The organism is Serratia proteamaculans (genome assembly GCF_013337185.1).
Lineage (GTDB): Bacteria > Pseudomonadota > Gammaproteobacteria > Enterobacterales > Enterobacteriaceae > Serratia > Serratia proteamaculans_D.
The window spans coordinates 261,986-288,517 of sequence record NZ_SWDE01000006.1; the positions used below are offsets into that span (position 1 = coordinate 261,986).

Annotated in this window: 28 protein-coding genes; 17 read left to right on the forward strand and 11 right to left on the reverse strand. The window is 55.8% G+C overall.

The features are described 5' to 3' along the window. Positions 1-337: 337 nt before the first annotated feature. The 3 genes from FCL49_RS20965 to pstB are packed head-to-tail and all read left to right on the forward strand — an operon-like array spanning position 338 to position 5,002. Entirely contained in the window at positions 338-2,512 is a 2,175-nt protein-coding gene (locus FCL49_RS20965; RefSeq protein WP_174354991.1) for an ABC transporter permease subunit, read from the forward strand. Continuing rightward, the gene (gene pstA, locus FCL49_RS20970; RefSeq protein ID WP_174354992.1) at positions 2,509-4,161 is read left to right on the forward strand and encodes a phosphate ABC transporter permease PstA; all 1,653 of its coding nucleotides are present in this window, start codon (positions 2,509-2,511) and stop codon (positions 4,159-4,161) included. The genes FCL49_RS20965 and pstA overlap by 4 nt, the downstream gene beginning before the upstream one ends. Before the next feature lie 28 nt (positions 4,162-4,189). Continuing rightward, complete coding sequence (pstB, locus tag FCL49_RS20975; RefSeq protein WP_174354993.1) at positions 4,190-5,002, forward strand: phosphate ABC transporter ATP-binding protein PstB; 813 nt, start codon at positions 4,190-4,192, stop codon at positions 5,000-5,002. 79 nt (positions 5,003-5,081) lie between these two features. Here pstB and speG read toward each other — a convergent pair whose 3' ends face one another. Beyond that, the gene (gene speG, locus FCL49_RS20980; RefSeq protein ID WP_012146239.1) at positions 5,082-5,636 is read right to left on the reverse strand and encodes a spermidine N1-acetyltransferase; all 555 of its coding nucleotides are present in this window, start codon (positions 5,634-5,636) and stop codon (positions 5,082-5,084) included. A 145-nt stretch (positions 5,637-5,781) separates the two neighbouring features. Between speG and relB the strand changes: the two genes are divergently transcribed. Then, positions 5,782-5,976, forward strand: a complete 195-nt coding sequence (gene relB / locus FCL49_RS20985) for a type II toxin-antitoxin system RelB family antitoxin (protein ID WP_174354994.1) — start codon at positions 5,782-5,784, stop codon at positions 5,974-5,976. 3 nt (positions 5,977-5,979) lie between these two features. After that, positions 5,980-6,249: a type II toxin-antitoxin system RelE/ParE family toxin gene (locus FCL49_RS20990; protein ID WP_112362990.1), complete on the forward strand. Its 270-nt coding sequence runs from the start codon at positions 5,980-5,982 to the stop codon at positions 6,247-6,249. A gap of 50 nt (positions 6,250-6,299) precedes the next feature. Here the strand turns inward: FCL49_RS20990 and purN are convergent, their stop codons facing one another. Both purN and purM read right to left on the reverse strand, forming a co-directional pair. Then, positions 6,300-6,938: a phosphoribosylglycinamide formyltransferase gene (gene purN / locus FCL49_RS20995; protein WP_174354995.1), complete on the reverse strand. Its 639-nt coding sequence runs from the start codon at positions 6,936-6,938 to the stop codon at positions 6,300-6,302. Next, on the reverse strand, positions 6,938-7,975 hold the full coding sequence (gene purM, locus FCL49_RS21000) for a phosphoribosylformylglycinamidine cyclo-ligase (protein WP_174355037.1): 1,038 nt from the start codon (positions 7,973-7,975) through the stop codon (positions 6,938-6,940). Before purM ends, purN begins: the two co-directional genes overlap by 1 nt. 255 nt (positions 7,976-8,230) lie before the next feature. Here purM and upp point away from each other — a divergent pair, with 255 nt between their 5' ends. Together upp and uraA are read left to right on the forward strand one after the other, a co-directional pair. After that, on the forward strand, positions 8,231-8,857 hold the full coding sequence (gene upp, locus FCL49_RS21005) for a uracil phosphoribosyltransferase (RefSeq protein ID WP_017893631.1): 627 nt from the start codon (positions 8,231-8,233) through the stop codon (positions 8,855-8,857). A gap of 61 nt (positions 8,858-8,918) precedes the next feature. Continuing rightward, positions 8,919-10,208: a uracil permease gene (gene uraA / locus FCL49_RS21010; protein WP_135317531.1), complete on the forward strand. Its 1,290-nt coding sequence runs from the start codon at positions 8,919-8,921 to the stop codon at positions 10,206-10,208. Between the two features lie 52 nt (positions 10,209-10,260). Here the strand turns inward: uraA and FCL49_RS21015 are convergent, their stop codons facing one another. After that, positions 10,261-10,776: an E3 ubiquitin--protein ligase gene (locus FCL49_RS21015; RefSeq protein ID WP_174354996.1), complete on the reverse strand. Its 516-nt coding sequence runs from the start codon at positions 10,774-10,776 to the stop codon at positions 10,261-10,263. 228 nt (positions 10,777-11,004) lie between these two features. On the opposite strand from FCL49_RS21015, the gene hda reads away from it, so the two are divergent. Beyond that, the gene (hda, locus tag FCL49_RS21020) at positions 11,005-11,706 is read left to right on the forward strand and encodes a DnaA inactivator Hda (protein ID WP_026142482.1); all 702 of its coding nucleotides are present in this window, start codon (positions 11,005-11,007) and stop codon (positions 11,704-11,706) included. Between the two features lie 6 nt (positions 11,707-11,712). Here hda and FCL49_RS21025 read toward each other — a convergent pair whose 3' ends face one another. From FCL49_RS21025 to FCL49_RS21035, 4 genes are all read right to left on the reverse strand, one after another. Further along, the gene (locus tag FCL49_RS21025; protein WP_174354997.1) at positions 11,713-12,252 is read right to left on the reverse strand and encodes a helix-turn-helix transcriptional regulator; all 540 of its coding nucleotides are present in this window, start codon (positions 12,250-12,252) and stop codon (positions 11,713-11,715) included. Next, positions 12,249-12,494: a hypothetical protein gene (locus tag FCL49_RS24730; RefSeq protein ID WP_254611127.1), complete on the reverse strand. Its 246-nt coding sequence runs from the start codon at positions 12,492-12,494 to the stop codon at positions 12,249-12,251. The genes FCL49_RS21025 and FCL49_RS24730 overlap by 4 nt, the downstream gene beginning before the upstream one ends. A gap of 191 nt (positions 12,495-12,685) precedes the next feature. Then, on the reverse strand, positions 12,686-13,039 hold the full coding sequence (gene arsC, locus FCL49_RS21030) for an arsenate reductase (glutaredoxin) (protein WP_174354998.1): 354 nt from the start codon (positions 13,037-13,039) through the stop codon (positions 12,686-12,688). 20 nt (positions 13,040-13,059) lie between these two features. Further along, a complete protein-coding gene (locus FCL49_RS21035; protein WP_174354999.1) occupies positions 13,060-14,523 on the reverse strand; it encodes a beta-barrel assembly-enhancing protease in 1,464 nt (487 codons plus the stop codon). A gap of 349 nt (positions 14,524-14,872) precedes the next feature. On the opposite strand from FCL49_RS21035, the gene FCL49_RS21040 reads away from it, so the two are divergent. Both FCL49_RS21040 and FCL49_RS21045 read left to right on the forward strand, forming a co-directional pair. Beyond that, on the forward strand, positions 14,873-15,415 hold the full coding sequence (locus FCL49_RS21040) for an RrF2 family transcriptional regulator (protein WP_174355000.1): 543 nt from the start codon (positions 14,873-14,875) through the stop codon (positions 15,413-15,415). A gap of 148 nt (positions 15,416-15,563) precedes the next feature. Beyond that, a complete protein-coding gene (locus tag FCL49_RS21045) occupies positions 15,564-16,772 on the forward strand; it encodes an NAD(P)/FAD-dependent oxidoreductase (RefSeq protein ID WP_174355001.1) in 1,209 nt (402 codons plus the stop codon). Between the two features lie 38 nt (positions 16,773-16,810). On the opposite strand, the gene FCL49_RS21050 is transcribed toward FCL49_RS21045, so the two are convergent. Then, on the reverse strand, positions 16,811-17,272 hold the full coding sequence (locus FCL49_RS21050) for an Lrp/AsnC family transcriptional regulator (RefSeq protein WP_174355002.1): 462 nt from the start codon (positions 17,270-17,272) through the stop codon (positions 16,811-16,813). Positions 17,273-17,466: 194 nt separating this feature from the next. Here FCL49_RS21050 and FCL49_RS21055 point away from each other — a divergent pair, with 194 nt between their 5' ends. Further along, complete coding sequence (locus FCL49_RS21055) at positions 17,467-18,084, forward strand: LysE family translocator (RefSeq protein ID WP_174355003.1); 618 nt, start codon at positions 17,467-17,469, stop codon at positions 18,082-18,084. Between the two features lie 167 nt (positions 18,085-18,251). After that, on the forward strand, positions 18,252-19,322 hold the full coding sequence (locus FCL49_RS21060) for an AI-2E family transporter (protein ID WP_135317524.1): 1,071 nt from the start codon (positions 18,252-18,254) through the stop codon (positions 19,320-19,322). Between the two features lie 43 nt (positions 19,323-19,365). Here the strand turns inward: FCL49_RS21060 and bcp are convergent, their stop codons facing one another. Both bcp and FCL49_RS21070 read right to left on the reverse strand, forming a co-directional pair. Further along, positions 19,366-19,830, reverse strand: a complete 465-nt coding sequence (gene bcp, locus FCL49_RS21065; RefSeq protein ID WP_012146223.1) for a thioredoxin-dependent thiol peroxidase — start codon at positions 19,828-19,830, stop codon at positions 19,366-19,368. A gap of 2 nt (positions 19,831-19,832) precedes the next feature. Further along, positions 19,833-20,438, reverse strand: a complete 606-nt coding sequence (locus FCL49_RS21070; protein WP_206194290.1) for a glycine cleavage system transcriptional repressor — start codon at positions 20,436-20,438, stop codon at positions 19,833-19,835. A 110-nt stretch (positions 20,439-20,548) separates the two neighbouring features. Between FCL49_RS21070 and dapA the strand changes: the two genes are divergently transcribed. The 5 genes from dapA (at position 20,549) to FCL49_RS21095 (ending at position 26,438) form a co-directional block, all read left to right on the forward strand. Next, a complete protein-coding gene (gene dapA / locus FCL49_RS21075) occupies positions 20,549-21,430 on the forward strand; it encodes a 4-hydroxy-tetrahydrodipicolinate synthase (RefSeq protein WP_012146221.1) in 882 nt (293 codons plus the stop codon). 16 nt (positions 21,431-21,446) lie between these two features. Next, a complete protein-coding gene (gene bamC, locus FCL49_RS21080; protein ID WP_174355005.1) occupies positions 21,447-22,499 on the forward strand; it encodes an outer membrane protein assembly factor BamC in 1,053 nt (350 codons plus the stop codon). Between the two features lie 125 nt (positions 22,500-22,624). Then, positions 22,625-23,338, forward strand: a complete 714-nt coding sequence (gene purC / locus FCL49_RS21085) for a phosphoribosylaminoimidazolesuccinocarboxamide synthase (RefSeq protein ID WP_135317520.1) — start codon at positions 22,625-22,627, stop codon at positions 23,336-23,338. A 166-nt stretch (positions 23,339-23,504) separates the two neighbouring features. Beyond that, complete coding sequence (gene ypfJ / locus FCL49_RS21090; RefSeq protein WP_135317519.1) at positions 23,505-24,371, forward strand: KPN_02809 family neutral zinc metallopeptidase; 867 nt, start codon at positions 23,505-23,507, stop codon at positions 24,369-24,371. A gap of 54 nt (positions 24,372-24,425) precedes the next feature. Next, positions 24,426-26,438 (forward strand): tRNA(Met) cytidine acetyltransferase TmcA, encoded by a 2,013-nt coding sequence (locus FCL49_RS21095; protein WP_174355006.1) that lies wholly within the window; start codon positions 24,426-24,428, stop codon positions 26,436-26,438. Positions 26,439-26,532 lie beyond the last annotated feature (94 nt).

Consider the following 26,532-nt stretch of genomic DNA (forward strand, 5'->3'; position numbering starts at 1 on the left):
GTGTCCTTCATCATTATTGCGAGAGATTGACAGGAAAGTCCAACATATCCATTACCCTGGCGCGAGGCATTTTGAGGCGTAAAAATATTTTCTGCGGCGTTGGCATCCTGTGCCATTACCAACTGGCATAAAATGGCGCCTTTCCTGCTTTATGCTTATAGATGTGATCGGGTTTATCATCATTTTTCAGCAATATATGTGATTAATAATGCTTATGTGTAGCCTAAAGTTCGCCGCACTCGGCGGGTAACTTTGTCATGCAAACGTCATAAAACTGACATAAGATGCCCGGTTATTCTATGGCGCAAGCCTGCTTACATCAGCGACAGCGAGAGACATGGCACAGACTACGGTAAACCAACATCCCCGGGATCGGCTGCGTGCGCGCATCGACCGTAGCGTGCAGGCGGCCGTGACCGTCAGCGGGCTGCTGGTGCTGATGACGTTAATGCTGATCTTCGTTTACCTGCTGTTTGCGGTGCTGCCGCTGTTTAAACCGGCGGCGATGGGGCAGGCCAAGCCGTTACCGATTAGCGCCACCGCGCCTGCGCTGGCGCTGGGCATGGATGTGCAGCAGCGTATCGGCTATCGCATTGATACGCAGGGTGTAGGGCAGTTTTACTCGCTGACGCCGCAGGACTCCGCCGGGGCCGGCTCACCGCTGACGCAGCAGCCATTGCTGACCAAACCGACGTTGCTGACCCAGGCGGCCGGGGAACGTGACCTGTTTGCCCTGGCGCAGGCCGATGGTCGCTTTATCGTTGCCAGTGCGGATTTCGCCGCCGCGAGCACCTCTGCACCCCAGTGGCTGTTCCCACTGGGGCAGCAACCATTGGCGCTGGATAAACAGGGGCGCCCCCTGGCATTGTTGGCACTGTCTGAAGCGCGGCACGGTCAGTATTTGCTGGCCGGGGTTACCGAAGACCGGCGTTTGGTGTTTGGCCGTTTTGGTAGCGACCAGGCACCGCAGCTGAGTGAAAGCCCGCTGGAGAGCGCGGTGCAGCAGCTGGTGCTGACGCCGGATGGCCGTCAGTTGTATCTGCTGTCGGGTAACCGACTGGCGCGTTACCAAATTAACGACACCCAGTTACAGCTTAAAGAAACGCGTATCCTCGGCGATCGCACTCCCTATCAACTGACGGCCTTGCCCGGTGGCAGTGCGTTATTGATTGAAGCGGCTGACGATAGCCTGCGTGAATGGTTTGATGTTGAAAAAGATCGGCGCTGGCAACTGACGCCGGTGCAGCATTTCGAGCATCAGTCCGAACCACGGGATTTGCTGGTGGCCGAACCTTATCGTCGGGTGTTCGCTACCCTGAGACCCGACGGGGGCTTCTCGCTGTTTTCCAGCATTCAGCCGCAGCCATTGTTGAATGGCAGGTTAAGCACCGGCGTACAACAAATGGCGTTTGCTCCGCGTGGTGACGGCCTGCTGCTGGAAACGGCGCAGGGCTGGCAGCATTATCCAATCGATAACCCTTATCCCGACGTCACCTGGCGCTCGCTGTGGCACAAGGTGTGGTATGAGAATTACCCCGAACCGGCCTATGTATGGCAATCGACCTCCGGTGAGGACAGCTATCAGGCCAAATTCAGCCTGATGCCGGTCATTTTTGGCACCTTTAAAGCGGCGGCTTACGCCATGCTGTTTGCCATTCCGTTGGCATTGGCCGGGGCTATTTATACCGCCTATTTCATGTCGGCCGGACTGCGGCGGGTGATCAAGCCGGCGATCGAGGTGATGGGCGCCCTGCCAACGGTAGTGATTGGGCTGGTGGCCGGTATCTGGCTGGCGCCGGTGATTGAACATTATCTGTTGGCGGTGTTATCGCTGCCGCTGTTGTTGGCGGCGGTGGTGCTGGCCTGCGGCGCTCTGGTGAACAAGCTGGCACCGCGCCGCTTGCCGCCGGGCATGGATCTGCTGATCCTGCTGCCGCTGATGATAATGACTGTCTGGCTGGCGTTCAGCGTGGGGCCATGGCTGGAGCTAAAACTGTTTGGCGAGCCGCTGCATTTTTGGCTGGGCGATGATTACGACCAGCGCAATGCACTGGTGGTGGGTGTGGCAATGGGTTTCGCACTGGTACCGATCATCTTCTCACTGGCGGAAGATGCCTTGTTCAGCGTGCCGGCTACCCTGAGCCAGGGATCGCTGGCGCTGGGCGCGACCCAGTGGCAAACCGTGATACGGGTGGTGTTGCCTTCGGCCAGCGCCGGTATTTTTTCGGCGCTGATGATCGGCTTTGGCCGAGCGGTGGGTGAAACCATGATTGTACTGATGGCGACCGGCAACACGCCGGTGATCGACGGTAGCCTGTTCCAGGGCTTGCGCGCCCTGGCGGCCAATATCGCCATCGAAATGCCGGAGGCGGTGGCCAACAGCAGCCACTACCGGGTGCTGTTCCTGACCGCACTGGTGCTGTTTATTTTCACCTTTGTCTTCAACACGCTGGCGGAGGCTGTCCGTCTGCGTCTGCGTAAACGCTATACCCTGAATCAGGAGGCGCCATGAGGCTTTGGGCCAAGAGCGGCTCGCCGTGGATCTGGCTGACCGCCGGATCGGTGGCCGTCAGCCTGCTGGCGTTGATCGGCATTATGCTGTTGCTGGCCGGGCAGGGGATGCGCTATTTCTGGCCCAGCCCGGTCTATCAGTTTGAACTCAATCAGAGCGCAGCAGGACCGGTGACCCTGATTGGCGAACTGTACCAACAGCAGAGCATTCCGCGCCGTCAATTGCTGGAGTCCGGCGTTGCCTTGCCGCCAGGAGATGCACAGAGTTTTGAGCGCTATTTGATCAAAGTGGGTAATCGTGACAGCGAAGGGCAAGACTTTCGCACGCTGCTGGCCGGTGACATTCTGAGCCAAAGCACGCCGCGCAATTTGCTGGTACTGGAACGCAACAGCAATGGCACCGCTTATGGGTATCTGGCGGGCATGCTGGAGGACGGCCAGCCGTTAACCGGGCGTAATCTCAGCCAGGCGCTGTTGCAGCGTTTGCCGCAAATTGCCGCGCTTTCGCGTCAGGCGCATGATATTCAGTTCCGTGATATGGCGCGTATTAACCAACGGTTTGACGCGTTGCGGCTGCGGGAGAAAAGTCTGCTGCATGACGACAAGCTCGACGCCCGTGCGCAGGCCTCTATCAACGCCGAGAGACTGGAGCTGCAACGCCAGTATCGGTTGCTGTCGGATCGACTGGAAGGCTTGAACCGCGATCGTCACCGTGATGCGCTGCTGCTGCGTGATATGCACGGTCAGGTTCATACCATTGCGCTCAGCCAGGTGCGCGATGCCTGGTATCCCAATGCGATGACTACCACCCAGAAGCTGGTGCACTGGGGCGAGCAGGTAAAGAAATTCCTTACTGACAGCCCACGTGAAGCCAATACCGAAGGCGGCGTATTCCCGGCCATTTTTGGCACGGTGCTGATGGTGATCCTGATGTCGATTGTGGTGATGCCGTTTGGCGTCATTGCCGCGGTTTATCTGCACGAGTACGCCGGTAATAATTTGCTGACGCGGCTGATCCGTATTGCGGTGGTGAATCTGGCTGGCGTACCTTCGATTGTCTACGGGGTGTTTGGTCTGGGCTTCTTTGTTTATATGATTGGCGGCACCCTCGATCAACTGTTCTTCCCGGAATCGCTGCCCAACCCGACCTTTGGCACGCCGGGCGTGTTGTGGGCGGCATTGACGCTGGCGCTGCTGACGCTGCCGGTGGTGATTGTCGCCACCGAAGAGGGGCTGTCGCGTATTCCTGCCTCTTTGCGTCAGGGGTCGTTGGCCTTGGGGGCCAGCCGGGCGGAAACGCTGTGGCGCATTGTGTTACCCATGGCAGCCCCCGCGATGATGACTGGCTTGATCCTGGCGGTAGCGCGTGCCGCTGGGGAGACCGCGCCGCTGATGCTGGTGGGCGTGGTGAAATCCGTGCCGGTGTTGCCGGTAGATGATATTTTCCCGTATCTGCATCTGGAGCGGAAGTTTATGCACCTGAGCTTCCAGATTTACGATATGGCCTTCCAGAGTCCGAGCGTAGAAGCCGCCCGGCCGCTGGTGTTTGCCACCGCCTTCCTGTTGGTGGCGATTGTGGTGGGGTTGAATCTGGCGGCGATGGGCATCAGACATTCGCTAAGGGAGCGGTACAAAGCATGGTCGCAGTAACAATAAAGCTATTGCTGGAGAGTGCCCAATGGGTTTGATGACGCCAGGCAGTTTGCCCCGGCTGGATGTCCAGCATCTTGGTGATGAAGATACCGCGTTGGCGGTAAAGGATCTCAAGTTGTTTTATGGTGAGAAGCAGGTGCTGCACGATATTTCGCTGCGTATCCCGAAGCACCGGGTGACGGCGCTGATCGGCCCGTCCGGCTGCGGTAAATCGACGCTGCTGCGCTGTTTCAATCGCATGAATGATTTGGTGGACAACTGCCGGATTGAAGGTGAATTGCAACTTAACGGCCAGGGCATCTCCGGGACGCAGATCGACGTTGCGGCGCTGAGACGGCGGGTTGGTATGGTGTTCCAGCGCCCGAATCCCTTCCCGAAGTCGATTTATGAAAACGTGGTTTACGGCCTGCGGTTGCAGGGCGTGCGCGATCGACGCATCCTTGATGAAGCGGTGGAACGTTCGCTGCGTGCTGCGGCGTTGTGGCACGAGGTAAAAGACCGGCTGCGCGAGAACGCGTTTCGCCTTTCCAGCGGCCAGCAACAGAGATTGGTGATTGCGCGGGCGATCGCCATTGAACCGGAAGTACTGCTGCTCGATGAACCGACCTCGGCGCTGGATCCGATCTCCACGCTAACCATTGAAGAGCTGATTTCCGCGCTGAAGCAGCATTACAGCGTGGTGTTGGTGACCCACAACATGCAGCAGGCGGCGCGGGTATCCGATTACACGGCGTTTATTCACCAAGGCCGATTGGTGGAATACAACGACACCGACGACATCTTCACCTCGCCGCGCCAGCGCCGTACCGAGGATTACATTACCGGGCGCTATGGTTAAGCAGCCATGGTTGCTTTCTGTCGGTGAAATAGAATTCAGGTATTGATGGCGCTAAAACCCGCTTTCGCGGGTTTTTTGTTCACTTCACCAGGGGCTTATCGCTGGCAGCGGTTTTGAACTTGGCCATGTATTGCGGCTGGAAGATGCACATGCGCAGCACGGTGCGGTATTCGCCGTTAACGAAGAACTCGTCAATCAGCTCACCTTCTACCTCGAAGCCCAGTTTGCTGTAAATGTGGATCGCCTTCGGGTTCTCTTTGTCGACGATCAGATACAGCTTATACAGGTTCAGCACTGAGAAACCGTAATCCATCGCCAGCTTGGCAGCGATAGTGGCGTAACCTTTCCCCTGATGAGTCGGATCAATAATGATCTGGAATTCCGCGCGGCGGTGGATGTGGTCGATCTCCACCAGTTCCACCAACCCGACTTTGGCGCCCTGGTGTTCGATAATAAAGCGGCGTTCGCTCTGATCGTGGATGTGCTTGTCGTACAGGTCGGAAAGCTCAACAAAGGCTTCGTAAGGTTCTTCGAACCAATAGCGCATCACGCTGGCGTTGTTGTCCATCTGGTGGACGAACGTCAAATCATCCCGTTCCAGTGGGCGTAGCTTGACGTTGGTAGGGCTGGACATGGGGGTTCCTTATGTCGTGGATGGGTACCAATGATAATACCGGACAATATATTATGGTCAGGATAAGGGGCGGAGTCGCGTATTTTTTCGTAAACAAAGCCGTTATACTGCCTGAAATATAGACAATTCAGAGAGGACGTATTCCATGGCGATAAAACCTCCACTTTCTACCTTGCCGGTGCTGGGTTCGGCCGAAAAAACAGAGAGCTACGATCGGTGGTACCGGGGCAAGATTGAGGCAGCCATTAACAGTGAGCAGCCAAGAATTCCGCACGAACAAGTGATGACTGAACTGCAAACTCGTTTAGCGGCAAAGAAAAAATTGCGCAAAATGGGATGATCAATGCGGATAGAATGGAGCAGTGAAGCTCAGGAAGAGCTATGGAGCATTATTGATTATATTGATGACAGAAATCCGCGGGCTGCGCGAAAATTGCAGCACGAAATCGAAGCGGTGGTACTTTCCCTGCCGTTAAACCCCTTAATGCATCGTTTGGGTAGGGTAGATAATACGCGTGAAATTGTCGTCCATCCCAACTACCTGATTGTTTATAGAATCATCGGACATATAGAAGTTCTGAGTGTCATTCATGCCAAACGTGAATATCCCTAAATAAAAAACCCCGGCTGAAAGCCAGGGTTTGAAGAACTTCAAGAGACGCTTTAGTCCGCCGCATGCCCCTGTTCGGGCAGGCGCTTGCCATCGAGCCAGGCCGCGTCATCACGCATCGCCAACCGACCTTCGACAAACCAGTTCACCACCAGCGGGTAAATCAGGTGTTCCTGTGTTTGCACTCGCTCAACCACCTCATCCTCCCCGTCACCGGGGAAAATCGGCACCTTGGCTTGCAAAATCACCGGGCCGCCGTCGAGCTGTTCGGTCACGAAATGCACCGAAGTGCCGTGTTCGCTGTCACCGTTGTCGATGGCTTGCCGGTGGGTGTGCAACCCTGGGTATTTTGGTAGCAGGGAAGGGTGGATGTTCAGCATGCGTCCGGCAAAGTGCTGCACAAACTGCGGGCTGAGAATGCGCATATAACCCGCCAGCACCACCAAATCCGGTTGATACTGGTCAATGGCTTCTGCCAATGCGACGTCAAACGCCGCACGGTCGGTATAGGCCTTGGCATCCAGCGCATGGGCGGCAATGTCTGCCGCCTGCGCACGTTGCAGGCCATAAGCCTGCGCCCGGTTGCTGAATACCGCCACAATTTCGGCGGCAATCCGGCCCTGCTGGCAGGCGTCAATCAGCGCCTGGAGATTACTCCCCTGGCCGGAGACCAACACCACGATCTTTTTCATCAGTTGATGACCACTTGTTGTTCGTCAGAAGAAGCGGTCAGTTTACCGATCTTCCACGCTTTTTCACCGGCAGCGGTCAACAATGCGATGGCGGACTCAACCGCTTCTTCCGGCAGTGCGATCACCATGCCCACGCCACAGTTAAAGGTGCGGTACATTTCGTGACGGCTGACGTTGCCGGTCTGCTGCAGCCAGGTGAATACGGCCGGCCACTGCCAGCTGGATTCGTCGATCACCGCCTGCATGCCTTCCGGCAGTACGCGTGGGATGTTTTCCCAGAAGCCGCCGCCGGTCAGGTGAGCGATAGCGTGCACGTCGATTTTCTCGATCAGCTCCAGCACGGATTTCACATAAATTTTGGTCGGTGCCAGCAGATGATCAGCCAGTGGTTGGCCTTCCAGATCGGTGGTGGTTGGGTCGGTGTTGCTGACCTCCAGGATTTTGCGCACCAGCGAATAGCCGTTGGAGTGCGGGCCGGAAGCCCCCAGGGCGATCAGGGCATCGCCGGACTGCACCTTGCTGCCGTCGATGATTTCGGATTTCTCGACCACGCCAACGCAAAAGCCGGCCACATCGTAATCTTCGCCATGGTACATGCCCGGCATTTCGGCGGTTTCACCACCCACTAACGCACAGCCGGACTGTTTGCAGCCCTCGGCGATACCGGTGATCACGCTGGCCGCGGTGTCCACGTCCAGTTTGCCGGTTGCGAAGTAATCCAGGAAGAACAGCGGCTCAGCGCCCTGTACCACCAAATCGTTCACACACATTGCAACCAGATCGATGCCGATGGTGTCGTGTCGTTTCAGGTCCATCGCCAGACGCAGCTTGGTGCCTACGCCGTCGGTACCGGAAACCAGTATCGGCTCGCGGTATTTCTGCGGCAACGCACACAGGGCGCCAAAACCGCCCAGACCACCCATCACTTCAGGGCGGCGGGTCTGTTTAACTACACCTTTGATGCGGTCTACCAATGCATTGCCAGCATCGATATCGACACCTGCGTCTTTATAGCTGAGAGAGGTTTTGTCGGTCACTGCGCGATCCCCACGACGGTTTGCGGTTTGAAAACTGTGCATCCGGCATTGATTCCGGACTAAGGCGCGGCAATTCTAACAGCGCAGGCAAACGTTTGCGAGTGGCTTGTGAACCAGCTCCGCTTTTTCGTCATCTATACTGTTATTCAATCTTTTGTTGATCCCGATCGGGCTATTGTGGGTGGCGCAGTCGGCAAAAGGAGGTATAATCCGGCGATTTTTTTGGCCGTCAACCACCTTAATAGGAGAAAAATGATGAAGATCGTTGAGGTGAAACACCCGCTGGTGAAACACAAGCTTGGCCTGATGCGTGAAAATGACATCAGCACCAAACGCTTCCGTGAGCTGGCTTCGGAAGTGGGTAGTTTGCTGACCTATGAAGCGACCGCCGATCTGGAAACAGAGAAAGTGACCATCGATGGCTGGTGTGGTCCGGTTGAAATTGACCAGATTAAAGGGAAAAAAATTACCGTCGTACCTATCCTGCGTGCCGGTCTGGGCATGATGGAAGGGGTATTGGAAAACGTCCCTAGCGCGCGCATCAGCGTGGTTGGCGTTTACCGTGACGAAGAAACTCTGGAGCCGGTACCTTATTTCCAAAAGCTGGTGTCCAACATCGAAGAGCGTCTGGCGCTGGTGGTTGACCCGATGCTGGCGACCGGTGGCTCGATGATCGCCACTATCGATCTGCTGAAGAAAGCCGGCTGCAACAGCATCAAGGTGCTGGTACTGGTCGCGGCACCGGAAGGTATCGCCGCGCTGGAGAAAGCGCACCCGGACGTCGAACTGTACACCGCTTCTATCGATCAATGCCTGAATGACAAGGGCTACATCGTGCCGGGCCTGGGTGATGCGGGCGATAAGATATTTGGTACCAAATAAAAATTGAAGCCGACGTGAGTCGGCTTTTTTTTGACCGGAAAATAATTAGAGGAAAAACCCCATGACTCGTCGCGTCATCGGCGTCAGTGAACGCCCGCCGCTACTGCAGACCATTCCGCTCAGCTTCCAGCATCTGTTCGCCATGTTTGGTGCTACCGTGCTGGTGCCTATCCTGTTCAAGATAAACCCGGCGACGGTGTTGCTGTTTAATGGCATCGGCACGCTGCTGTATCTGTTTATTTGCAAGGGCAAGATCCCGGCTTATCTCGGTTCCAGCTTTGCCTTTATCTCCCCGGTATTGTTGCTGCTGCCATTGGGCTATGAAGTGGCATTGGGCGGTTTCATCATGTGTGGGGTGCTGTTCTGCCTGGTGGGGCTGCTGGTCAAAAAAGCCGGTACCGGCTGGCTGGACGTGATATTTCCGCCGGCGGCGATGGGGGCGATTGTCGCGGTCATAGGTCTGGAATTGGCGGGCGTAGCAGCCAATATGGCGGGCCTGCTGCCAGCCGACGGTGTCAGCGCGGATACTACGACCATAACCATTTCGCTGGTGACGCTGGGCGTGACGATCCTCGGTTCGGTGCTGTTTCGCGGTTTTCTGGCAATTATCCCGATATTGATTGGCGTGTTGGTGGGCTATGCGCTGTCGTTCTTTATGGGCGTGGTGGATTTAACCCCGATCCGTGAAGCGCACTGGTTTGCGTTGCCGACTTTCTACACGCCACGTTTTGAATGGTTTGCCATCTTCACCATTCTGCCGGCGGCACTGGTGGTGATCGCCGAGCACGTCGGTCATCTGGTGGTGACGGCCAATATCGTGAAAAAAGATTTGCTGCGTGACCCTGGTTTGCACCGTTCCATGTTTGCCAACGGCATCTCGACGGTGATCTCCGGTTTCTTCGGCTCAACGCCTAACACCACCTACGGTGAGAATATCGGCGTGATGGCCATCACCAAGGTTTACAGCACCTGGGTGATTGGTGGCGCGGCGGTTCTGGCGATCCTGCTTTCCTGCGTTGGCAAGTTGGCGGCGGCCATTCAGGCGGTGCCGGTACCGGTGATGGGCGGCGTATCACTGCTGTTGTACGGGGTGATCGGCGCGTCCGGTATTCGCGTGCTGATTGAATCCAAGGTGGATTACAACAAGGCACAGAACCTGATCCTGACTTCGGTGATCCTGATTATCGGCGTCAGCGGTGCCAAGGTGCATATCGGTGCTGCCGAGTTGAAAGGCATGGCGTTGGCGACCATTGTTGGCATCGGCCTCAGCCTGCTGTTTAAGGTGATCAGCCTGTACCGCAAGGAAGAGGTAGTTCTCGAAGAGCCGGACGAACCTGCCGAACAGAAGTAATGAATAAAAAACGGGCAGCCGATGAGCTGCCCGTTAGTTTGCTATCCACTAATTATTGTTGCGTTGCCGGCGGGGTATGGTTGGTCCCTGTTGCATCGACATCACTTTTTAATTCTTCCGCTTTATTCTCTGCGCTGTTTTTAATCGCTTCGGTTTTCGCTTTGGCTTGTTCTGTCAGGTCGTTGGCACCATTAATGGCGTCGTTCTTAATGGCTTTAGCCTGATCGACCAACTGCTGGCTTTGTTTGCTGGCGTCATCTTTGATGGCATCGGCCTTGGCTTTGGCATCATTGGTGATGGCATCCGCCTGCTTGCCGGCATCGTCTTTAATCGCCGAGGCCTTGTCTTTAAGCTGGTCAGCCTGAGTGGTGGCTTCTTTCTTGATGTCCTTGGCTACGGCTGCGGCTTCATCGGTCAGATCGTCCGCTTTTTTCTGGGCGGCGTCTTTCATCTGCTCTGCGCTGTCTTTGGCTTTTTCAAGATTGGCATCGACCTTGGATGAGTCATCACAACCGGCAAGCACTAGCCCAATGAGTGAGGCCAAAATCACTTTATTCCATACTTTCATTGTCTATATCCTTGTAGAAACCTTGTTTATGGTAACTGCGTTTCGCCTTTCTATACTAGGATAAGTCTTGGATAAAAGACAAATTTCACCCACTCTGTCCGTGGGGCATTTGGCTTCCCCCGACGCCTTTGCTCACTATTGCGGCATAAAATCCTGCCGGTTCAACAGCAACCATTTTCTGTGGTAGACTGACCGCGTTTTCCTGCCAGTTTTGGTTGAGGTGCTTTTCTGAATACACCGGCACAGCTTTCACTGCCACTTTATCTTCCCGATGATGAAACTTTTGCCAGTTTTTATCCGGGGGAGAACCCATCCCTATTGAGCGCGATCCAGTCTGCCGTTCGTCAGGAACATGGCAGTTATATCTATTTCTGGTCACGCGAGGGCGGTGGGCGCAGCCACCTGTTGCATGCGTCCTGCGCGGAGCTTTCGCTGCGTGGCGAGGCCGTAGGCTATGTGCCACTGGATAAGCGAGCCTATTTCGTGCCTGAAGTATTGGATGGCATGGAGCAGCTGGCCTTGGTGTGTATCGATAATATCGAATGCATTGCCGGTGACGAAGAGTGGGAAATGGCCATCTTCAATCTCTACAACCGCATTCTGGAAACCGGCCGTACGCGCCTGTTTATTACCGGCGATCGCCCGCCACGCCAATTGAATCTCCATTTGCCCGATCTGGCTTCACGCCTGGATTGGGGGCAAATCTACAAGTTACAGCCGCTGTCGGATGAAGAGAAATTGCTGGCGCTGCAACTACGCGGCAAGCTGCGCGGTTTTGAATTGCCGGAGGACGTGGGGCGTTTCCTGTTGAAGCGGTTGGATCGCGAAATGCGCACGCTGTTTATGACGTTGGATCAACTCGATCATGCCTCCATCACCGCCCAGCGCAAGCTGACCATCCCGTTTGTGAAAGAGATCCTGGGGCTGTAACCGGGCTTAATTTTTGCCGTGTTCCAGTAAGCTGACGTAGCTTTCGATCTGGCTGCGTTGTTTGCTGGCTCGGAGCTGCAACGCCAGATTGATATTCTCCAGACATTGCGCGTTATCCGCCAGTTCTTGCCCCAATTTACCCTTGTTTGCCAGCCAGGCAGCAACACTGCGCCAGTTCCATAAGGGGGAAGCCCCTTTGAGCCGTTGGATGGGAGAGGGAAAATCCCCAGAACCGCGAGTGCCGTCTTTCAGCATAGCGATAGCCTGCCGGGACATGCCGGTAAGCTGCGCAATGTCGCTTAGTCCTACCAGATATGAATCGACCGACATTGATTGGGCTCCGATGCCGGCGGATTCGATATCCTTAATGGCGCTGAGAATGGCGTGGGCGAAGCTGTCGCTTTCCCGATCGAACTCCACATAGACCGATTTGCCATAAAAACAAATCAACCCGTCATCACAGCCACTGGCATATAGGGCATCTTCTAAACCTGGAGTTTCTGAAGTCACACCGGCAAGCGTCAATGAGAAATTATAAAGTGTCATCGTGAACCTCTTTTATCCTTATTGGGCAGTTCCAGGCATTGATCGACTTTACGGCGTATCTGTTTGGCATGTTGCTCCGGATTTTTTGGAGTAGACCAGATACTCATCATATGTTCTCTATGGTTGGGAAGAGCGCAATGGAGGCGACCAAACGCGTGTCCATTGCTGGCGTGAAATAACCAACCCCGTGAAATTGCATAGGCTAATGCTGCCTGAATATGTTTATTAGGATGGTTTTTCATCACCCACCTATAGATGTTATTGAGGGTGTTGACGTATGTCAACGGCGATTGTGCATTAAAACAACACACCAGAGGGATGATATCAGCCAGAGTGAGACGGGGTGATGAAAAGTATTTATATAACAAGCAATTAAAAATAGCCCTGATAAGGGCTATTTTCATAATCGGGGTCAATAGGGGCGGATACCAGTTTACAGAATCTCCAGCACCTGCTCAGGCGGTCGGCCGATACGCGCCTTGTTGCCTTTAACCACGATAGGGCGTTCGATCAGCTTCGGATTCGCCACCATGGCGGTTAACAACTGGTCTTCACTCAGGCTTTCATCCGCCAGCTTCAATTCCTTGTACAGGTCTTCTTTCTTGCGCATCAGCTCGCGCGCCGAGGTGAAACCCAGCTCCTTCAGCAGTTTTTTCAACCGCTCGACCGACGGTGGCGTCTCCAGGTACAGCACCACTTCAGGGGTTACGCCATGTTGTTCCAGCAGCGCCAGGGTTTCGCGGCTCTTGGAACAGCGCGGGTTGTGGTAAATAGTGACTTTTTTCAACTAACTCATCCTTTTCAAAATCAGCTGCGTTGGTACTGGCGGAAACGCTCCTGCAACTGGCGCAACTGGTCGATGCGCGCATCATAGCGCGCCTGTTTCAGACTGCCGAGTTTTTGCAACGAACTGGCATTGCTGAGCAGACCGATGGCCTGATCGAGACGGCCGGTTAGCGCCAGGCTTTCAGCGCGGGCGGAAAGTTCTTCATCGCGCAACCCCTGCGCGGCACTGGCCTGGGCCAGCAGATCCCAGGCATTGGGATCGTCAGGATGGGCGAAGGTATAACGGTTAAGAATTTTGGATGCCTGAGCCGGCTGGTTGCCTTCAACATAGGCGTTAGCCAGGTTGAGCTGCAGCACCGGATTGTTGCTTTGGGCTGCATTGGCGGCCTGCAGGCGGGCGATGGCCTGCGGCGCACGTTTCTGGCCAAGGTCGATGTCGGTCATCAGGTCGAGCAGCCAGACGTTTTTTGGATCTTGCGTCAGCAGCGGCTGAATGATGTTACGGGCGTCGTCATATTTTTTCGCCTCATAGAACAGAATGGCACGGCCATACTTGGCGGCGGTCTGTTCACGTATATTGCCTTTGCTGTAGGTATCAAGCAGTTCTTCGCGCAGCCCGTAACCTTCGGAGCTGTACATCCCCAGAGAGCGCACTTTGGCCATCAGGTAATCCTGGGTGGACTGCACCAGATGCTTGGGCATCTGGTTGGCGCGGTTACGTGCGTCAGACAGGCGACTGTCAGGCAATGGGTGGGTCAGCAGCATTTCCGGTGGTTTTGACGCGTAGCGCGACTGGTCAGACAGTTTCTGCAAGAAATCAGGCATGGCTTCCGGATCAAATCCGGCACGTTGCAATACCTGAATACCGATGCGGTCGGCTTCCTGTTCATTTGACTGGGTAAAACTGATCATGCCCTGTTGGGTACCGGCCAGGGTGCCGCTAAGCGCCGCCATACCCATGGTAGGGTTAGCCATCGCCAGCAGGATTGAACCGAGGGCGCCGACCCAGGTCAGCGGGGCATTGCGTTGCTGGTCTTCCATCGCCCGCGCCAGGTGGCGTTGGGTCACGTGCGAGATTTCATGCGCCAGCACCGAAGCCAGCTGGCTTTCGTTGTCGGTTTCGCGGAATAGGGCAGAGTGCAGCACCACGTTGCCGCCGAAGAAGGCAAAGGCGTTGATTTCGTCGTTACGCACCAGATAGAAATGGAATGGCGTACGCACCGAATAGGCGCTTGCCACCAGCCGGTTGCCCAACTGGTTAATATATTGAGTCAGCAGTGGGTCATTGATCAGCGGTGCGCTGGCGCGAAGCTGACGCACGTAGAAATCCCCCATCGCCATTTCCTGGCCAATGCTTAGGGTGCCGCCCGCAGAGGTGCCGATATCCGGCAGTTGATCCTGGGTTTCCGCCAGCACCGGCGCCGTGGCGTTGAGCGTGCCAAGTAACAGTACTGCAATCGCTGTTTTGGTCAACCGGGTGGTCATAGTCAGGCCTTTCCCTTAAAGAGTCATTTCTAAGACGTCAGCATTACCCAAGAGTTCTTGTTCCCTGCCGGACTCGCCAAAACAATCGGTGCGGAAGCGTGTTGGTTCACAAAAATGCACGCGTTGCGGTGGTCTGTTGGCAGTTAACATCATAGTCAGCCGGAAGCGACAATGAAACTTCTGTTCGGCAATATTCGAGCAGAAATGCTTTATTTTTCATTTCTCAATATTGCCATTGGGGTCGTCAGATAAAACAAAGACAAAGTTTGTCCGCGTTTTAAATTGACAGAGTAAACGTGGACTAATATAGTCTGTGTTATTGAATTCATAGATACACCTCAAACCCAATATGGCTTACATCACTACCAGCGTTGAATATGGCATCCACTGTCTGCTTTGGTTAGTCGGCGACAATCAGCGCGCGCTCAGCAGCCGTGAACTTGCCGAACTGCAGGGGATCTCACCGAGTTTCCTGGCCAAAATCTTTCCCAAGCTGGAGAAAGCGGGGATCGTCGCCGCGAGCGAAGGCGTGCGCGGCGGCTATCGGCTGGCCCGCCCGGCGGATGAGATCACGTTTCTGGAGGTCATTGATGCCATTGAAGGGCACAAGCCGTTGTTCGATTGCCAGGAGGTACGCGGCCGTTGCGCGGTGTTTGACGACAGCCCACCTGACTGGGCGGTGTCCGGCAAGTGTGCGATCCATGCAGTGATGCTGCAGGCCGAAAAGGCCATGCGCGATGCACTGGCATTACAAACTCTGGGGGCCGTCGCCTCGCGTTTCGGGCGCAAGGCGCCAGAGGGATTCTTTGGTGAGGTCAACCTGTGGATGGATGAACGCATGAGCGAGCGTACCACCCGAAGCGGCAAACCGGCCCGCACCAAGTCTAAATAACGTCTCAGCAGTTTCTCTGATTCTTTTTTCCCGCCTGTGTGCCACAGGCGGTAGCCCTTCTGCACCCTTTTGACAGGTGGCGGAACGGCGCCACTCGCCTGGAAAATAGTACGGGCATCTGATTAAACCTGTAGGAAGGAGTTATTCCATGACGCAAAAAATAGTGATCGCCGGTTCTGGTTTTGCTGGTTTTTGGGCTGCAGTTTCCGCCATGCGAGCGATAGCACTGGCTGGTAAAGAAGGGGAGATCGAAGTGACGATGGTTTCGCCGACACCGAATGTCACCATTCGCCCAAGGTTGTATGAAGCGGTGCTGGAGAACATGAGCCCGGATATTTCGGCACAGCTTGCCGCTATTGGTGTTCGCCATTTGGCCGGTTTGGTTGAGCAGATAGACAGTGAAAACCAGACGCTGGTGGTAGCCAGCGCTGCGGGGCAAAAGCTCCGGTTGGATTATGATCGCCTGGTGTTGGCGACCGGCAGCCAGCTTTCTGTTCCACAGGTTGCCGGTTTCGCCGAGCACGGGTTCAATGTGGATACGCTGCAAAGCGCGCACCGACTGGATGCCCATTTGAAGGCCTTGGTGGCACAACCGGAAACGCCGGCGCGTAACACCGTAGTGGTGGTTGGCGGTGGGCTCACCGGGTTGGAAAGCGCGTCCGAAATGCCAATGCGCCTGCGTGCGATTCTGGGCAGTGAAGCGGACATCCGCGTGGTGATTGTCGATACTGCGGCAGAAGTGGGGGCGGGTATGGGGGCCGAACCTGGCATCGTGATCCGCCAGGCGTTGGAAGAATGTGGCGTTGAATCAAGGGCCGGGATGCGCGTTACGGCGATCGATGCCGACAGCGTTACTTTGTCGAATGGTGAGCGTATTGCCGCCAACACGGTGATATTGGCTGCCGGTGTACGGGCAAATCCATTGGTCGAGCAAATTCCGGGCGAGCGTGACGGCTCCGGACGCATCGTTGGTGACGCCTTCCTGCATGCGCCGGCGGCGGCTGGCGTTTTCGTTACCGGGGATACGGTTAAGGCAGCGAGCGACGAGTTGGGCAACCATAACCTGATGACCTGCCAGCATGCGATGAGCCTGGGACGCGTCGCCGGGCACAATGCCGCAGCGGAACTGCTGGGGCTGCCGCTGCACCCTTATAGCCAACCCAAGTATGTGACTTGCCTCGATCTCGGTGCCTGGGGCGCGCTCTATACCGAAGGTTGGGATCGCCAGGTGCTATTCACACGTGCAGAGGGCAAAAAGATCAAACAGGAAATCAACACCCAGTGGATCTATCCACCGGCAGCGGATCGCGATGCGTTGTTCGCCGTCGCCAATCCGGATTTTGTGATTGTGCCTTAAGCCTTAAGTTAACAACGGGAACAGAGACGCTCCCGTTGTTATTTCCCCAGGGGTAAAAAGGAGCGCTCGGGGACCACGGTTTTCATCACCAATGTGGAACTGAGGCGCTGAACGCCGGGCAGGGCGGAGAGCTTCTCGTCGTACAGTTGCTGGAAAGCGGGCAGATCGCGGGAGATCACATGCAGCAGATAATCGGGGTCACCGAACAGCCTTTGCGCCTGCACCACCTGAGGAATATCGATCATCGCATCCTCAAAGGCGGCTACGGCGTGGCGATCGCCTTCTCTCATGGTGACGAAAACCAATGCGGAAAAGTTAAACCCCAGGCTGGTGGGTTCAAGCTGTGCGCGATAGCCCCTGATCACCCCTGATTCTTCCAGGGCCTTCACCCGGCGGTGGCAGGGCGAAACGCTAAGCCCGACACGTTCGGCCAGTTCGGTGACAGAAAGTCGCCCATCCGTTTGTAGTTCAGCAAGAATTTTGCGGTCTATCTTATCCATTTAGAAAAATTTCCCCGAATTTGTAGTTTTCAGGCAAGTAATTGGCAGCACATTTTAACGCCCTAAAGATATTCTTTCCAATAATTAAGTGGCCGGGGCCGATCGCACTTAACGCGGTTTGCAGGCCCCTATGATGAGGAAAGTCAGGTGAAAATACGCGTAACAGAGCAACCTCGGCAGTGGAGCAATCTGTCATGACGCCGGCCATTTTTGCCGCCTTCTGGGCAGTTTCGATTCTGTTTGTCATCACGCCGGGCATGGATTGGGCATACGTGATATCGGCGGGTATACGCGGCAGGGTGGTAGTACCGGCAGTCGCCGGATTATTGTTCGGGCATCTGCTGGCTATTGCGGTAGTGGCGGCCGGTGTCGGCGTGTTGGTTACCGGTAACCCGCTGATCCTGACGGTACTCACCGTCGTGGGGGCATCCTACCTGCTGTGGATCGGTATCAATCTGCTGTTGAATCCTCCCGTTCCCAATGCTGCGGAGAAACAGAGTTCAGATTCATGGATGCGCTGGGCGGGCAAAGGGGTTTGCATCAGTGGCATGAATCCAAAGGTCTTTCTGTTATTTCTGGCTCTGTTGCCGCAATTCACCGATCCACATGCCCCGTGGTCGATTCCGACGCAGATCCTGGCCCTCGGCCTGCTGCATCTGGTCAGTTGTGGGCTGGTTTATCTGCTGGTGGGTTATGGCTCGCAGTCAGTATTGCAGACGCGCCCACAGGCGGCACGGGTGGTCAGCCGCATCTCCGGTGTCGCGATGACCCTCATCGCCGTTGTCTTGTTAGCTGAGCAGGCGCTTAAATGAGGGCGAATATTTAGAACGATTCGACAGTGATAGCTGGATGGCAAATGGCCGGCATGGTACAACGATACGCTTGAACCCCGGTTCGTACCGGGGGAGCAATAAATTAAAAAATATCCCACCACAGGAACCGCAATGCCTGCCAGTCAAACCTCTAGGAGCACTCTCTGATGCTGGAGATGTTATTACAGTGGTACCGTCGTCGTTTTACCGATCCGCAGGCCATCGCGCTGTTGGTGATCCTGGTTGCCGGCTTCCTCATCCTCTATTTTCTGCATGGCATTCTGACCCCGCTGTTGGTGGCGATAGTGCTGGCGTACCTGCTGGAGTGGCCGACCGCGCGCCTGCAACGTATCGGTTGTTCGCGTAACTGGGCGGCGAGCATGGTGATGATCATGTTTGCCGGCATCGCAATGCTGCTGGTGTTTGTGGTGGCGCCGACCGCGTGGCAGCAGGGCATCAACCTGATGACCGATCTGCCTGGCATGCTCAATCAGTTCTATAACTATGCCGCGACGCTGCCGAAGCGTTATCCGGCGCTGGTGGATGCCGGCATCATCGATATGATGGCGGAAAACCTGCGTGGACGCCTGTCGGGTATGGGCGAGTCGGTAGTGAAATTCTCACTGGCTTCTCTGGTCGGGTTGCTGACCCTGGCGATTTACCTGATCCTGGTGCCGATGATGATGTTCTTCCTGCTGAAGGACAAAGAGCAGATGCTCAACGCGGTGCGCCGCGTGTTGCCGCGTAATCGCGGGCTGGCCGGGCAGGTGTGGATCGAGATGAATCAGCAGATCACCAACTATATTCGCGGCAAGGTGCTGGAGATGGTGATCGTCGGTGTAGCGACCTATCTGGTATTCGTGGTGCTGGATATGCGCTATTCGCTGCTGCTGGCGGTGCTGGTCGGTGTCTCGGTGCTGATCCCCTATATTGGTGCGGTGCTGGTGACCATTCCGGTGGTAGTGGTGGCGATGTTCCAATGGGGTATCGGAGCCGATTTCTGGACGCTGATCGTCGCCTACCTGGTGGTGCAGGGGCTGGATGGAAATCTGCTGGTGCCGATTCTGTTCTCTGAGGCGGTTAACCTGCATCCGCTGGTGATTATTTTGTCGGTGATCATTTTCGGCGGATTGTGGGGGTTCTGGGGTGTGTTCTTCGCTATCCCACTGGCGACCTTGGTGAAGGCGGTGATCCACGCCTGGCCGGACGAACTGCGAGTGGAAACGGAAGCGGAATAAGCGGGAATAACGAAGCGCAGCAAGTTGCTGCGCTTCGGTTTAATTATTGCTGCAGATAGCTCAGAACGATGTCGTGATGATTGGTGGTCTTGAAATCATCAAACACTTTTTCAACCTTGCCTTTGCCATCGAGCAGGAAGCTGATGCGGTGAATACCATCATAGGTTTTGCCCATAAAGGTTTTCTCACCCCAAACGCCGAACTGCTGTGCTACCTGATGATCCTCATCAGATAACAACGTGAAGTTTAACAACTCTTTCTCGGCAAAACGCGACAGCTTCTCTGGTTTATCCGTGCTGATGCCCAGAACTTCGACACCTGCTTTTTTCAGTTCATCCATGTTATCCCGCAAACCGCAGGCCTGTACGGTACAGCCCGGCGTCATCGCCTTGGGATAAAAATAAACCAGTACTCGTTGTCCCTGGAAGTCGGCCAGATTAATTTCCTCACCGTCCTGGTCAGGCAAACTAAAGTTTGGCGCTGTGTCACCGGCTTTCAATGGGGTCATCACTACTCTCCATCTTTCTCATCATGCTGTGGATAGTTCACAACACTAATACTGCCTTGTGCTTTCAATTCTGTACATAGGCGATGAAAGGCTTGCTCAATATTTGATGCATCGGCGTTGCCAGGGCTGTGTGCGGTGATCTGGATATGAAGCTGGGGCGGCAGGTCGCTTTCTGCCGGTTGGGTGCGCGACACCAGCTCGGCAATGTTCATTTGGCTGGAGTGGAACAGATCGGTAAAACGCTCAATGATATGCGGGGAGTCTTTCACCTCCACCTGCACCCACACCGTAGCCGGCATCGGCGGCCTCTCGTGCGAGTTGGTGCGCTTCATCACAATCAGCAGTTCCAGCTCCGCGCCTTTTTGCGGCAGGGTAGATTCAATCAGGGTAATGGCGTTCCAGCTACCGGAAAGCAGCATGATGAAAGTGAACTCCTCACCCAGCATGGCCAGACGGCTATCTTCGATATTGCATCCGCAACTGCTGACGTGGCGGGTGATGGCATTGACGATCCCGGGGCGGTCGGTACCGAGCGCGGTAATCACGAGATAGTGTTCATCTGGCTTAGGCAAAATGGAGCTTCCTGTCGTGCACAATGGGGTTACCATGGTAAACATAAAAAAAACCGCCTGCCAAGCGCTTACAACGCCGTTGTTTGCTTGCTTTTGGATAGGCAGCAAAAGTACCATGAGTGACTTGTTTGTGGAGGGGACGGCCAATGTTTACGGGAAGTATAGTTGCACTGGTTACGCCGATGGACGACACAGGTGCTGTCGATCGCGCGAGCCTAAAAAAATTGATTGATTATCATGTAGCCAGTGGAACTGCGGCCATCGTTTCCGTAGGGACTACCGGCGAGTCTGCAACGCTTGCCCATGACGAGCACGTTGACGTGGTATTGCAGACGCTGGAACTGGCTGCAGGCCGTATTCCGGTGATTGCCGGTACCGGCGCCAACGCCACCGCCGAAGCCATTTCGCTGACCCAGCGCTTCGAAAATAGCGGCGTAGTGGGTTGCCTGACGGTCACGCCTTACTACAATAAACCGACTCAGGAAGGGCTGTATCAGCACTTCAAGGCCATCGCCGAAAGCACCGCACTGCCACAAATCCTCTATAACGTGCCTTCTCGCACCGGGTGTGACATGCTGCCGCCGACGATTGCGCGCTTGGCAAAAATCAAGAATATTGTTGCTGTTAAAGAAGCAACAGGGAACTTAAGTCGTGTAAGTCAGATCCAAGTGCTGGTTGATGATGAAGATTTCATTTTGCTGAGCGGCGATGACGCCAGCGGTCTGGATTTCATGCAACTGGGTGGCAAGGGCGTGATTTCCGTGACGGCCAACGTGGCTGCACGTGAAATGGCGCAACTTTGCGCGCTGGCAGCACAGGGCAACTTTGCTGAGGCACGCCGCTTAAATCAACGCTTGATGCCGTTGCATCAGGATTTGTTTGTAGAAGCAAACCCAATTCCGGTGAAATGGGCCTGTAAAGCATTGGGATTGATGGCAACCGATACGATGCGTCTGCCTATGACGCCGTTGACCGACGCTGCCCGTCCGGTAGTGGAACGCGCGTTGAAAAGCGCCGGTTTGCTGTAACTCTAAGGGAAATTTGATGGTTTATTCATTGCAAAAGTCGACGGTAGCAAAAGTCGTGGGTATTTCGCTGGTTATGATGCTGGTCGGTTGTACCACTGACCAACGCTACAAACGCCAGGTTAGCGGCGATGAGTCTTACCTCGACGCGTCGGTGCTCAAGCCACTGAACGCACCCGCAGGTATGATCCTGCCGGTGCAAAGCGGTAATTATGATGTTCCGGCCACCACGCTGAAAGGCGGCGTCGGCAAGCAACTGGATATTCGTCCGCCGGTACAGCCACTGGCATTGCTGAGCGGCTCACGCGCGCAATATGCCGGCGACAGCGGTACGTTGCTGTTGGAAAACAGCCCGCAGAACCAGAACCTGTGGTCACGCGTTACCAGCATGCTGCAAGCGAAAAACATTACGATCGCCTCACGTCAGGACGCTACTCAAACTCTGACCACCGACTGGGTGAAGTGGAACCGTCTGGATGAAGACAACCAGTACGAAGGCCGCTACCAGATCAGCGTACAGCAGCAGGGTTACCAGCAGGCGCTGGTGGTGAAAACCGTCGGCCTGCAGCAGCAGGGCAAAACCGAACAGGTGACCGACCCGTCCGAAGTGCAGCGCTACAACGGCATGATGATGAACACCATCGTCGAAGGTCTGGACAAGCAGGACACCCTGGCGAGCAACCAGTCTGCCAACCGTTTCGGTGCGCTTGACGTGCAGAGCGGCGCGGATGATACCGGTCTGCCAATGTTGGTAGTACGTGGTCCGTACACCGTGGTGTGGGATCGCCTGCCAGCGGCATTGGAAAAACTGGGGATGAAAGTGGGTGACCGCAGCCGTCCGCAGGGCACCGTTGCCGTGACCTACAAATCCCCGAGCAGCAGTGACTGGGATGCGTTGGGCGTCAAGGATCCTGAACTGAAAGAAGGCGATTACAAACTGCAGGTGGGTGATTTGAACAACCGTACCAGCCTGCAATTTATCGATCCTAAAGGGAAGCCATTGACCCAGTCGCAAAACGACGGCCTGGTTGCGGCATTCCAGTCAGCATTCAGTAAAACCAGCGTTAAATAATCGAAAAGGGGCTACGGCCCCTTTTTTCTTTGAATGATACGGTATCGTTTGCGTCGCGGATTTGGCACAATAGACGCATCATCCTTGCAGCGTTTTTAAATAATTCTTTTATTGGAGTAAGTCAGATGCAAAAGCTAGCTGAGCTGTATCGCGGAAAGGCAAAAACCGTCTACACCACTGAAAATCCTGATCTGCTGGTGTTGGAATTCCGCAACGATACGTCAGCACTGGATGGTCAGCGCATTGAGCAGTTTGATCGCAAAGGCATGGTGAACAACAAGTTCAACCATTTCATCATGAGCAAACTGGAAGAGGCCGGCATCCCGACGCAAATGGAACGCCTGCTGTCAGACAACGAAGTGCTGGTGAAGAAGTTGGACATGGTGCCGGTAGAGTGTGTGATCCGCAACCGCGCCGCCGGTTCACTGGTGAAGCGTCTGGGCATTGAAGAAGGCCTGGTGCTGAACCCACCGCTGTTTGACCTGTTCCTGAAAAACGATGAAATGCACGATCCCATGGTCAACGAATCCTACTGCGAAACCTTTGGTTGGGTGAACAAAGAGCACCTGGCACGCATGCGTGAGCTGAGCTACCAGGCGAACGACGTGTTGAGCAAGCTGTTTGACGACGCAGGCCTGATCCTGGTCGACTTCAAGCTGGAGTTTGGCTTGTTCAACGGCGAAGTGGTGCTGGGCGATGAATTCTCGCCTGATGGTAGCCGCCTGTGGGACAAAAACACCCTGGACAAGATGGACAAGGACCGCTTCCGCCAGAGCCTGGGTGGCCTGATCGAAGCCTACGAAGAAGTCGCTCGCCGCATCGGCGTCAAACTCGACTAAGCGTTTTCCTGCTATACGGGGTCTCTCCGGCCCCGTCATTATCCTTACTTTCCCCGCCGTCTATTCCCGTTTGCCTGCATTTCCAGAAAAATTCTACATTTCCTTTGCCGCTGAGCATTTATAATGATCTACGTAACATGACAAAAACCTAATCTGGAGTTTACTTATGCGTTGGCAAGGGCGTCGGGAAAGTGACAATGTTGAGGATCGTCGCGGGCAGTCTTCAGGTCTGGGTGGCGGTGGCGGCGGTTTCCGCGTGCCTCGCGGCAAAGGCGGTATCGTTATTCTGGTGGTAGTGTTGGTGGCCGGTTATTACGGCGTCGATCTTTCACCGCTGTTGAACGGTGGGGACGTTAGCCCGCAAACTCAGCAACAGAGCGCCAGCATCAGTCCAAAAGACGATGAACTGGCCAAATTTACCTCGGTGGTGCTGGCCTCCACCGAAGACAACTGGAAAGAAGTTTTCCAGCGCATGGGTAAAACCTATCAGCCACCCAAGTTGGTGATGTATCGCGGCGTAACGCGTACCAGCTGCGGCACCGGTCAGGCGGCGATGGGGCCATTTTATTGCCCGGGCGACAAAACGGTGTATATCGACCTGTCGTTCTATCAGGATATGAAAACCAAACTGGGTGCCGGCGGAGACTTCGCCCAGGCCTATGTGGTGGCGCATGAGGTCGGTCACCATGTGCAAAACCTGTTGGGCATTGAGTCCAAAGTGCGTCAAATGCAGCAGGGTGCCAGTCAGGCAGAAGTGAATCGTCTGTCGGTGAAAATGGAACTGCAGGCGGACTGCTTTGCTGGCGTTTGGGGCAAATATGCCGAGAAGCAGCAAATGCTGGAAGAGGGCGACCTGCAGGCGGCATTGAACGCTGCGCAGGCGATTGGCGACGACCGTTTGCAGCAACAAGGGCAGGGGCGCGTGGTACCGGACAGCTTCACCCACGGGACCTCGCAGCAGCGCTACACCTGGTTTAAGCAGGGCTTCGACAGCGGAGACCCTAACACCTGCAATACCTTCGCATCCCGTTAACATGCATGCCGGAGCCTGACTCCGGCATTTTTTTAGCTCTGGGTCTGGATACTGATGTTACAGGCAATGCAACAACTTATGCATCAGCAGGGCATCAGACGCCTGCTGGTGCTCAGTGGCGAGCCGCAATGGTGTCGCCAGCAAGCACACCGGCTGGCGACCACCCTGCCGGGCGACTGGCCTTGGGTGGGGGAAAACCCGCCCAGCGGCATGCAGTCGCTGGCCAGTGGTGCGGTACGGACATTGCTGGGGCAGGAGCGATTACATGCGGTGTATGACGCGACCGGTGGTTTGGATGTTGAAGCGCTGGCCGCGCTGGCCGGTACGCTGCGAGCCGGCAGTTGGTTGTTGCTGTTAACACCACCCTGGCAGTCCTGGCACCAACAGCCGGATAGCGACAGCCTGCGCTGGAGCGATTGCCCCCAGCCGATCACTACCCCGAATTTCATTCACCATCTGCAGCAACACCTGGCGGCGGACAGCGAAGTCACTGTCTGGCGACAGGATGAGCCGCTGACGTTGGCACCCTTGCCAGTCCGCCCGCAGTGGCAAGCGCCCAATGGCCAACCGACTTGCGAGCAGCAGGCGTTGTTGACGCAATTACTCGGCGCCGAGCCAGGCGTTTGGGTGCTGACCGCCGCCCGCGGGCGCGGCAAGTCAACGCTGGCGGGAATGCTGGTGGCCAACATGCCTCTTACCTGCTGGCTCACCGGGCCCAGTCGAGCAGCTACCGAGGTTGCTGATGAATGGGCGCAGGGCCGCGCGCAATTCTGGGCACCGGACGCGTTGCTGGCCCATTGTCGCGAACATGATGTCAGCGACGTGGGCTGGCTGTTGGTGGACGAGGCGGCAGCGATCCCCGGCCCGTTATTACAGCAGTTGGTTAACCATTTCCCCCGCATTTTGCTGACGACCACGGTACAGGGCTATGAAGGCACCGGCCGGGGTTTCTTGCTCAAGTTTTGCGCCGGGCTGCCTGAGTATCAGCCTCTGGAGTTACAGCAGCCCATGCGTTGGGCGCCGGGTGATGCGCTGGAGCGTATCATCGATAATGCGCTGCTGTTCAACGAACTCCCGCCGTGGCAGGCGACGGATCAGCCCGTCAGTATCACTGGGGCTGAACAAAAGGCGCTGTGTGCCGATCCTCAGCGGTTAGTCCGTTTTTATGCCCTGTTGAGCAGCGCCCATTACCGGACTTCGCCGCTTGATTTGCGGCGGTTGATGGATGCACCCGGCATGCATTTTGGCCTGGCACAGGTTGAAGATGAGGTCGTCGGCGCGTTGTGGCTGGTGGAAGAAGGCGGCCTGAGTCCCGAACTGGCGCACGAAGTCTGGGCCGGCAGGCGACGACCGCGTGGCAACCTGGTGGCCCAATCGCTGGCGGCGCACGGTGGCCAGTGGTGGGCACCGACGCTGCGTTCAAGGCGCATTACCCGCATTGCGGTATTACCCGGCTTGCGTCAGCAGGGCATCGCCCGCAGGCTGATCGAGCAGCAGCGTCAGCAGGCGCAAGGGTTGGACTACCTTTCGGTCAGCTTTGGTTACACCGAGCCGCTGTGGCGCTTTTGGCAGTCCTGTGGTTTTGAGCTGGCACGTATTGGCAGCAAGATTGAGGCCAGCAGCGGTTGCTACAGCGTCATGGCCATTCTGCCATTGAGCGAACAGGGTGAGGCGCTGCGTCATGCGGCACATAAGCATCTGGCGCGTGACTGGCGCTGGCTGCAGTCGCGCATCGATCTGCAACTGGAAATCACCGGTGACGACGGCGACACCCGGCTGGGCGAGGACGACTGGCGTGAACTGGCCGGGTTTGCCTTCGCCCACCGGCCGTTGGAGGCCAGTCTGGGGGCGCTGCAACGTTTACTGCTAGCCAGCCCTATGCCGTTGCCCGCACTGCGGCTGCATCTGCAACAGCAAACGACGGCGGCAGGTTGCGTGGAGCTACTTGGCTTCAGCGGCCAGAAGGCCTTGCTGCGTCGCTGGCGGCAAGAGACGGGAATGGCGCTTGAACAGCTCGATGCGCAGCATTGCCTGCGCTGGCACAACTGGTCGCAATCGTTGGAATAAATTGAAGGTGTTGCTCAATAAAACCTGATTTTCCTGAATTCTCAGCGGCGTATAGTAGCTGACAGGAACCCGGGCAACTGGCGCCGGGCAGAAT

What these genes read in the sequence shown, in the direction of transcription:
- FCL49_RS20965 (WP_174354991.1), top strand. Translation starts at nt 338, where the DNA reads ATGGCACAGACTACGGTAAACCAACATCCCCGGGATCGGCTGCGTGCG.
- pstA (WP_174354992.1), top strand. Translation starts at nt 2,509, where the DNA reads ATGAGGCTTTGGGCCAAGAGCGGCTCGCCGTGGATCTGGCTGACCGCC.
- pstB (WP_174354993.1), top strand. Translation starts at nt 4,190, where the DNA reads ATGGGTTTGATGACGCCAGGCAGTTTGCCCCGGCTGGATGTCCAGCAT.
- speG (WP_012146239.1), bottom strand. Translation starts at nt 5,636, where the DNA reads ATGTCCAGCCCTACCAACGTCAAGCTACGCCCACTGGAACGGGATGAT.
- relB (WP_174354994.1), top strand. Translation starts at nt 5,782, where the DNA reads ATGGCGATAAAACCTCCACTTTCTACCTTGCCGGTGCTGGGTTCGGCC.
- FCL49_RS20990 (WP_112362990.1), top strand. Translation starts at nt 5,980, where the DNA reads ATGCGGATAGAATGGAGCAGTGAAGCTCAGGAAGAGCTATGGAGCATT.
- purN (WP_174354995.1), bottom strand. Translation starts at nt 6,938, where the DNA reads ATGAAAAAGATCGTGGTGTTGGTCTCCGGCCAGGGGAGTAATCTCCAG.
- upp (WP_017893631.1), top strand. Translation starts at nt 8,231, where the DNA reads ATGAAGATCGTTGAGGTGAAACACCCGCTGGTGAAACACAAGCTTGGC.
- uraA (WP_135317531.1), top strand. Translation starts at nt 8,919, where the DNA reads ATGACTCGTCGCGTCATCGGCGTCAGTGAACGCCCGCCGCTACTGCAG.
- FCL49_RS21015 (WP_174354996.1), bottom strand. Translation starts at nt 10,776, where the DNA reads ATGAAAGTATGGAATAAAGTGATTTTGGCCTCACTCATTGGGCTAGTG.
- FCL49_RS21025 (WP_174354997.1), bottom strand. Translation starts at nt 12,252, where the DNA reads ATGACACTTTATAATTTCTCATTGACGCTTGCCGGTGTGACTTCAGAA.
- FCL49_RS24730 (WP_254611127.1), bottom strand. Translation starts at nt 12,494, where the DNA reads ATGAAAAACCATCCTAATAAACATATTCAGGCAGCATTAGCCTATGCA.
- FCL49_RS21035 (WP_174354999.1), bottom strand. Translation starts at nt 14,523, where the DNA reads ATGACCACCCGGTTGACCAAAACAGCGATTGCAGTACTGTTACTTGGC.
- FCL49_RS21040 (WP_174355000.1), top strand. Translation starts at nt 14,873, where the DNA reads ATGGCTTACATCACTACCAGCGTTGAATATGGCATCCACTGTCTGCTT.
- FCL49_RS21045 (WP_174355001.1), top strand. Translation starts at nt 15,564, where the DNA reads ATGACGCAAAAAATAGTGATCGCCGGTTCTGGTTTTGCTGGTTTTTGG.
- FCL49_RS21050 (WP_174355002.1), bottom strand. Translation starts at nt 17,272, where the DNA reads ATGGATAAGATAGACCGCAAAATTCTTGCTGAACTACAAACGGATGGG.
- FCL49_RS21055 (WP_174355003.1), top strand. Translation starts at nt 17,467, where the DNA reads ATGACGCCGGCCATTTTTGCCGCCTTCTGGGCAGTTTCGATTCTGTTT.
- FCL49_RS21060 (WP_135317524.1), top strand. Translation starts at nt 18,252, where the DNA reads ATGCTGGAGATGTTATTACAGTGGTACCGTCGTCGTTTTACCGATCCG.
- bcp (WP_012146223.1), bottom strand. Translation starts at nt 19,830, where the DNA reads ATGACCCCATTGAAAGCCGGTGACACAGCGCCAAACTTTAGTTTGCCT.
- FCL49_RS21070 (WP_206194290.1), bottom strand. Translation starts at nt 20,438, where the DNA reads ATGGTAACCCCATTGTGCACGACAGGAAGCTCCATTTTGCCTAAGCCA.
- dapA (WP_012146221.1), top strand. Translation starts at nt 20,549, where the DNA reads ATGTTTACGGGAAGTATAGTTGCACTGGTTACGCCGATGGACGACACA.
- bamC (WP_174355005.1), top strand. Translation starts at nt 21,447, where the DNA reads ATGGTTTATTCATTGCAAAAGTCGACGGTAGCAAAAGTCGTGGGTATT.
- purC (WP_135317520.1), top strand. Translation starts at nt 22,625, where the DNA reads ATGCAAAAGCTAGCTGAGCTGTATCGCGGAAAGGCAAAAACCGTCTAC.
- ypfJ (WP_135317519.1), top strand. Translation starts at nt 23,505, where the DNA reads ATGCGTTGGCAAGGGCGTCGGGAAAGTGACAATGTTGAGGATCGTCGC.
- FCL49_RS21095 (WP_174355006.1), top strand. Translation starts at nt 24,426, where the DNA reads ATGTTACAGGCAATGCAACAACTTATGCATCAGCAGGGCATCAGACGC.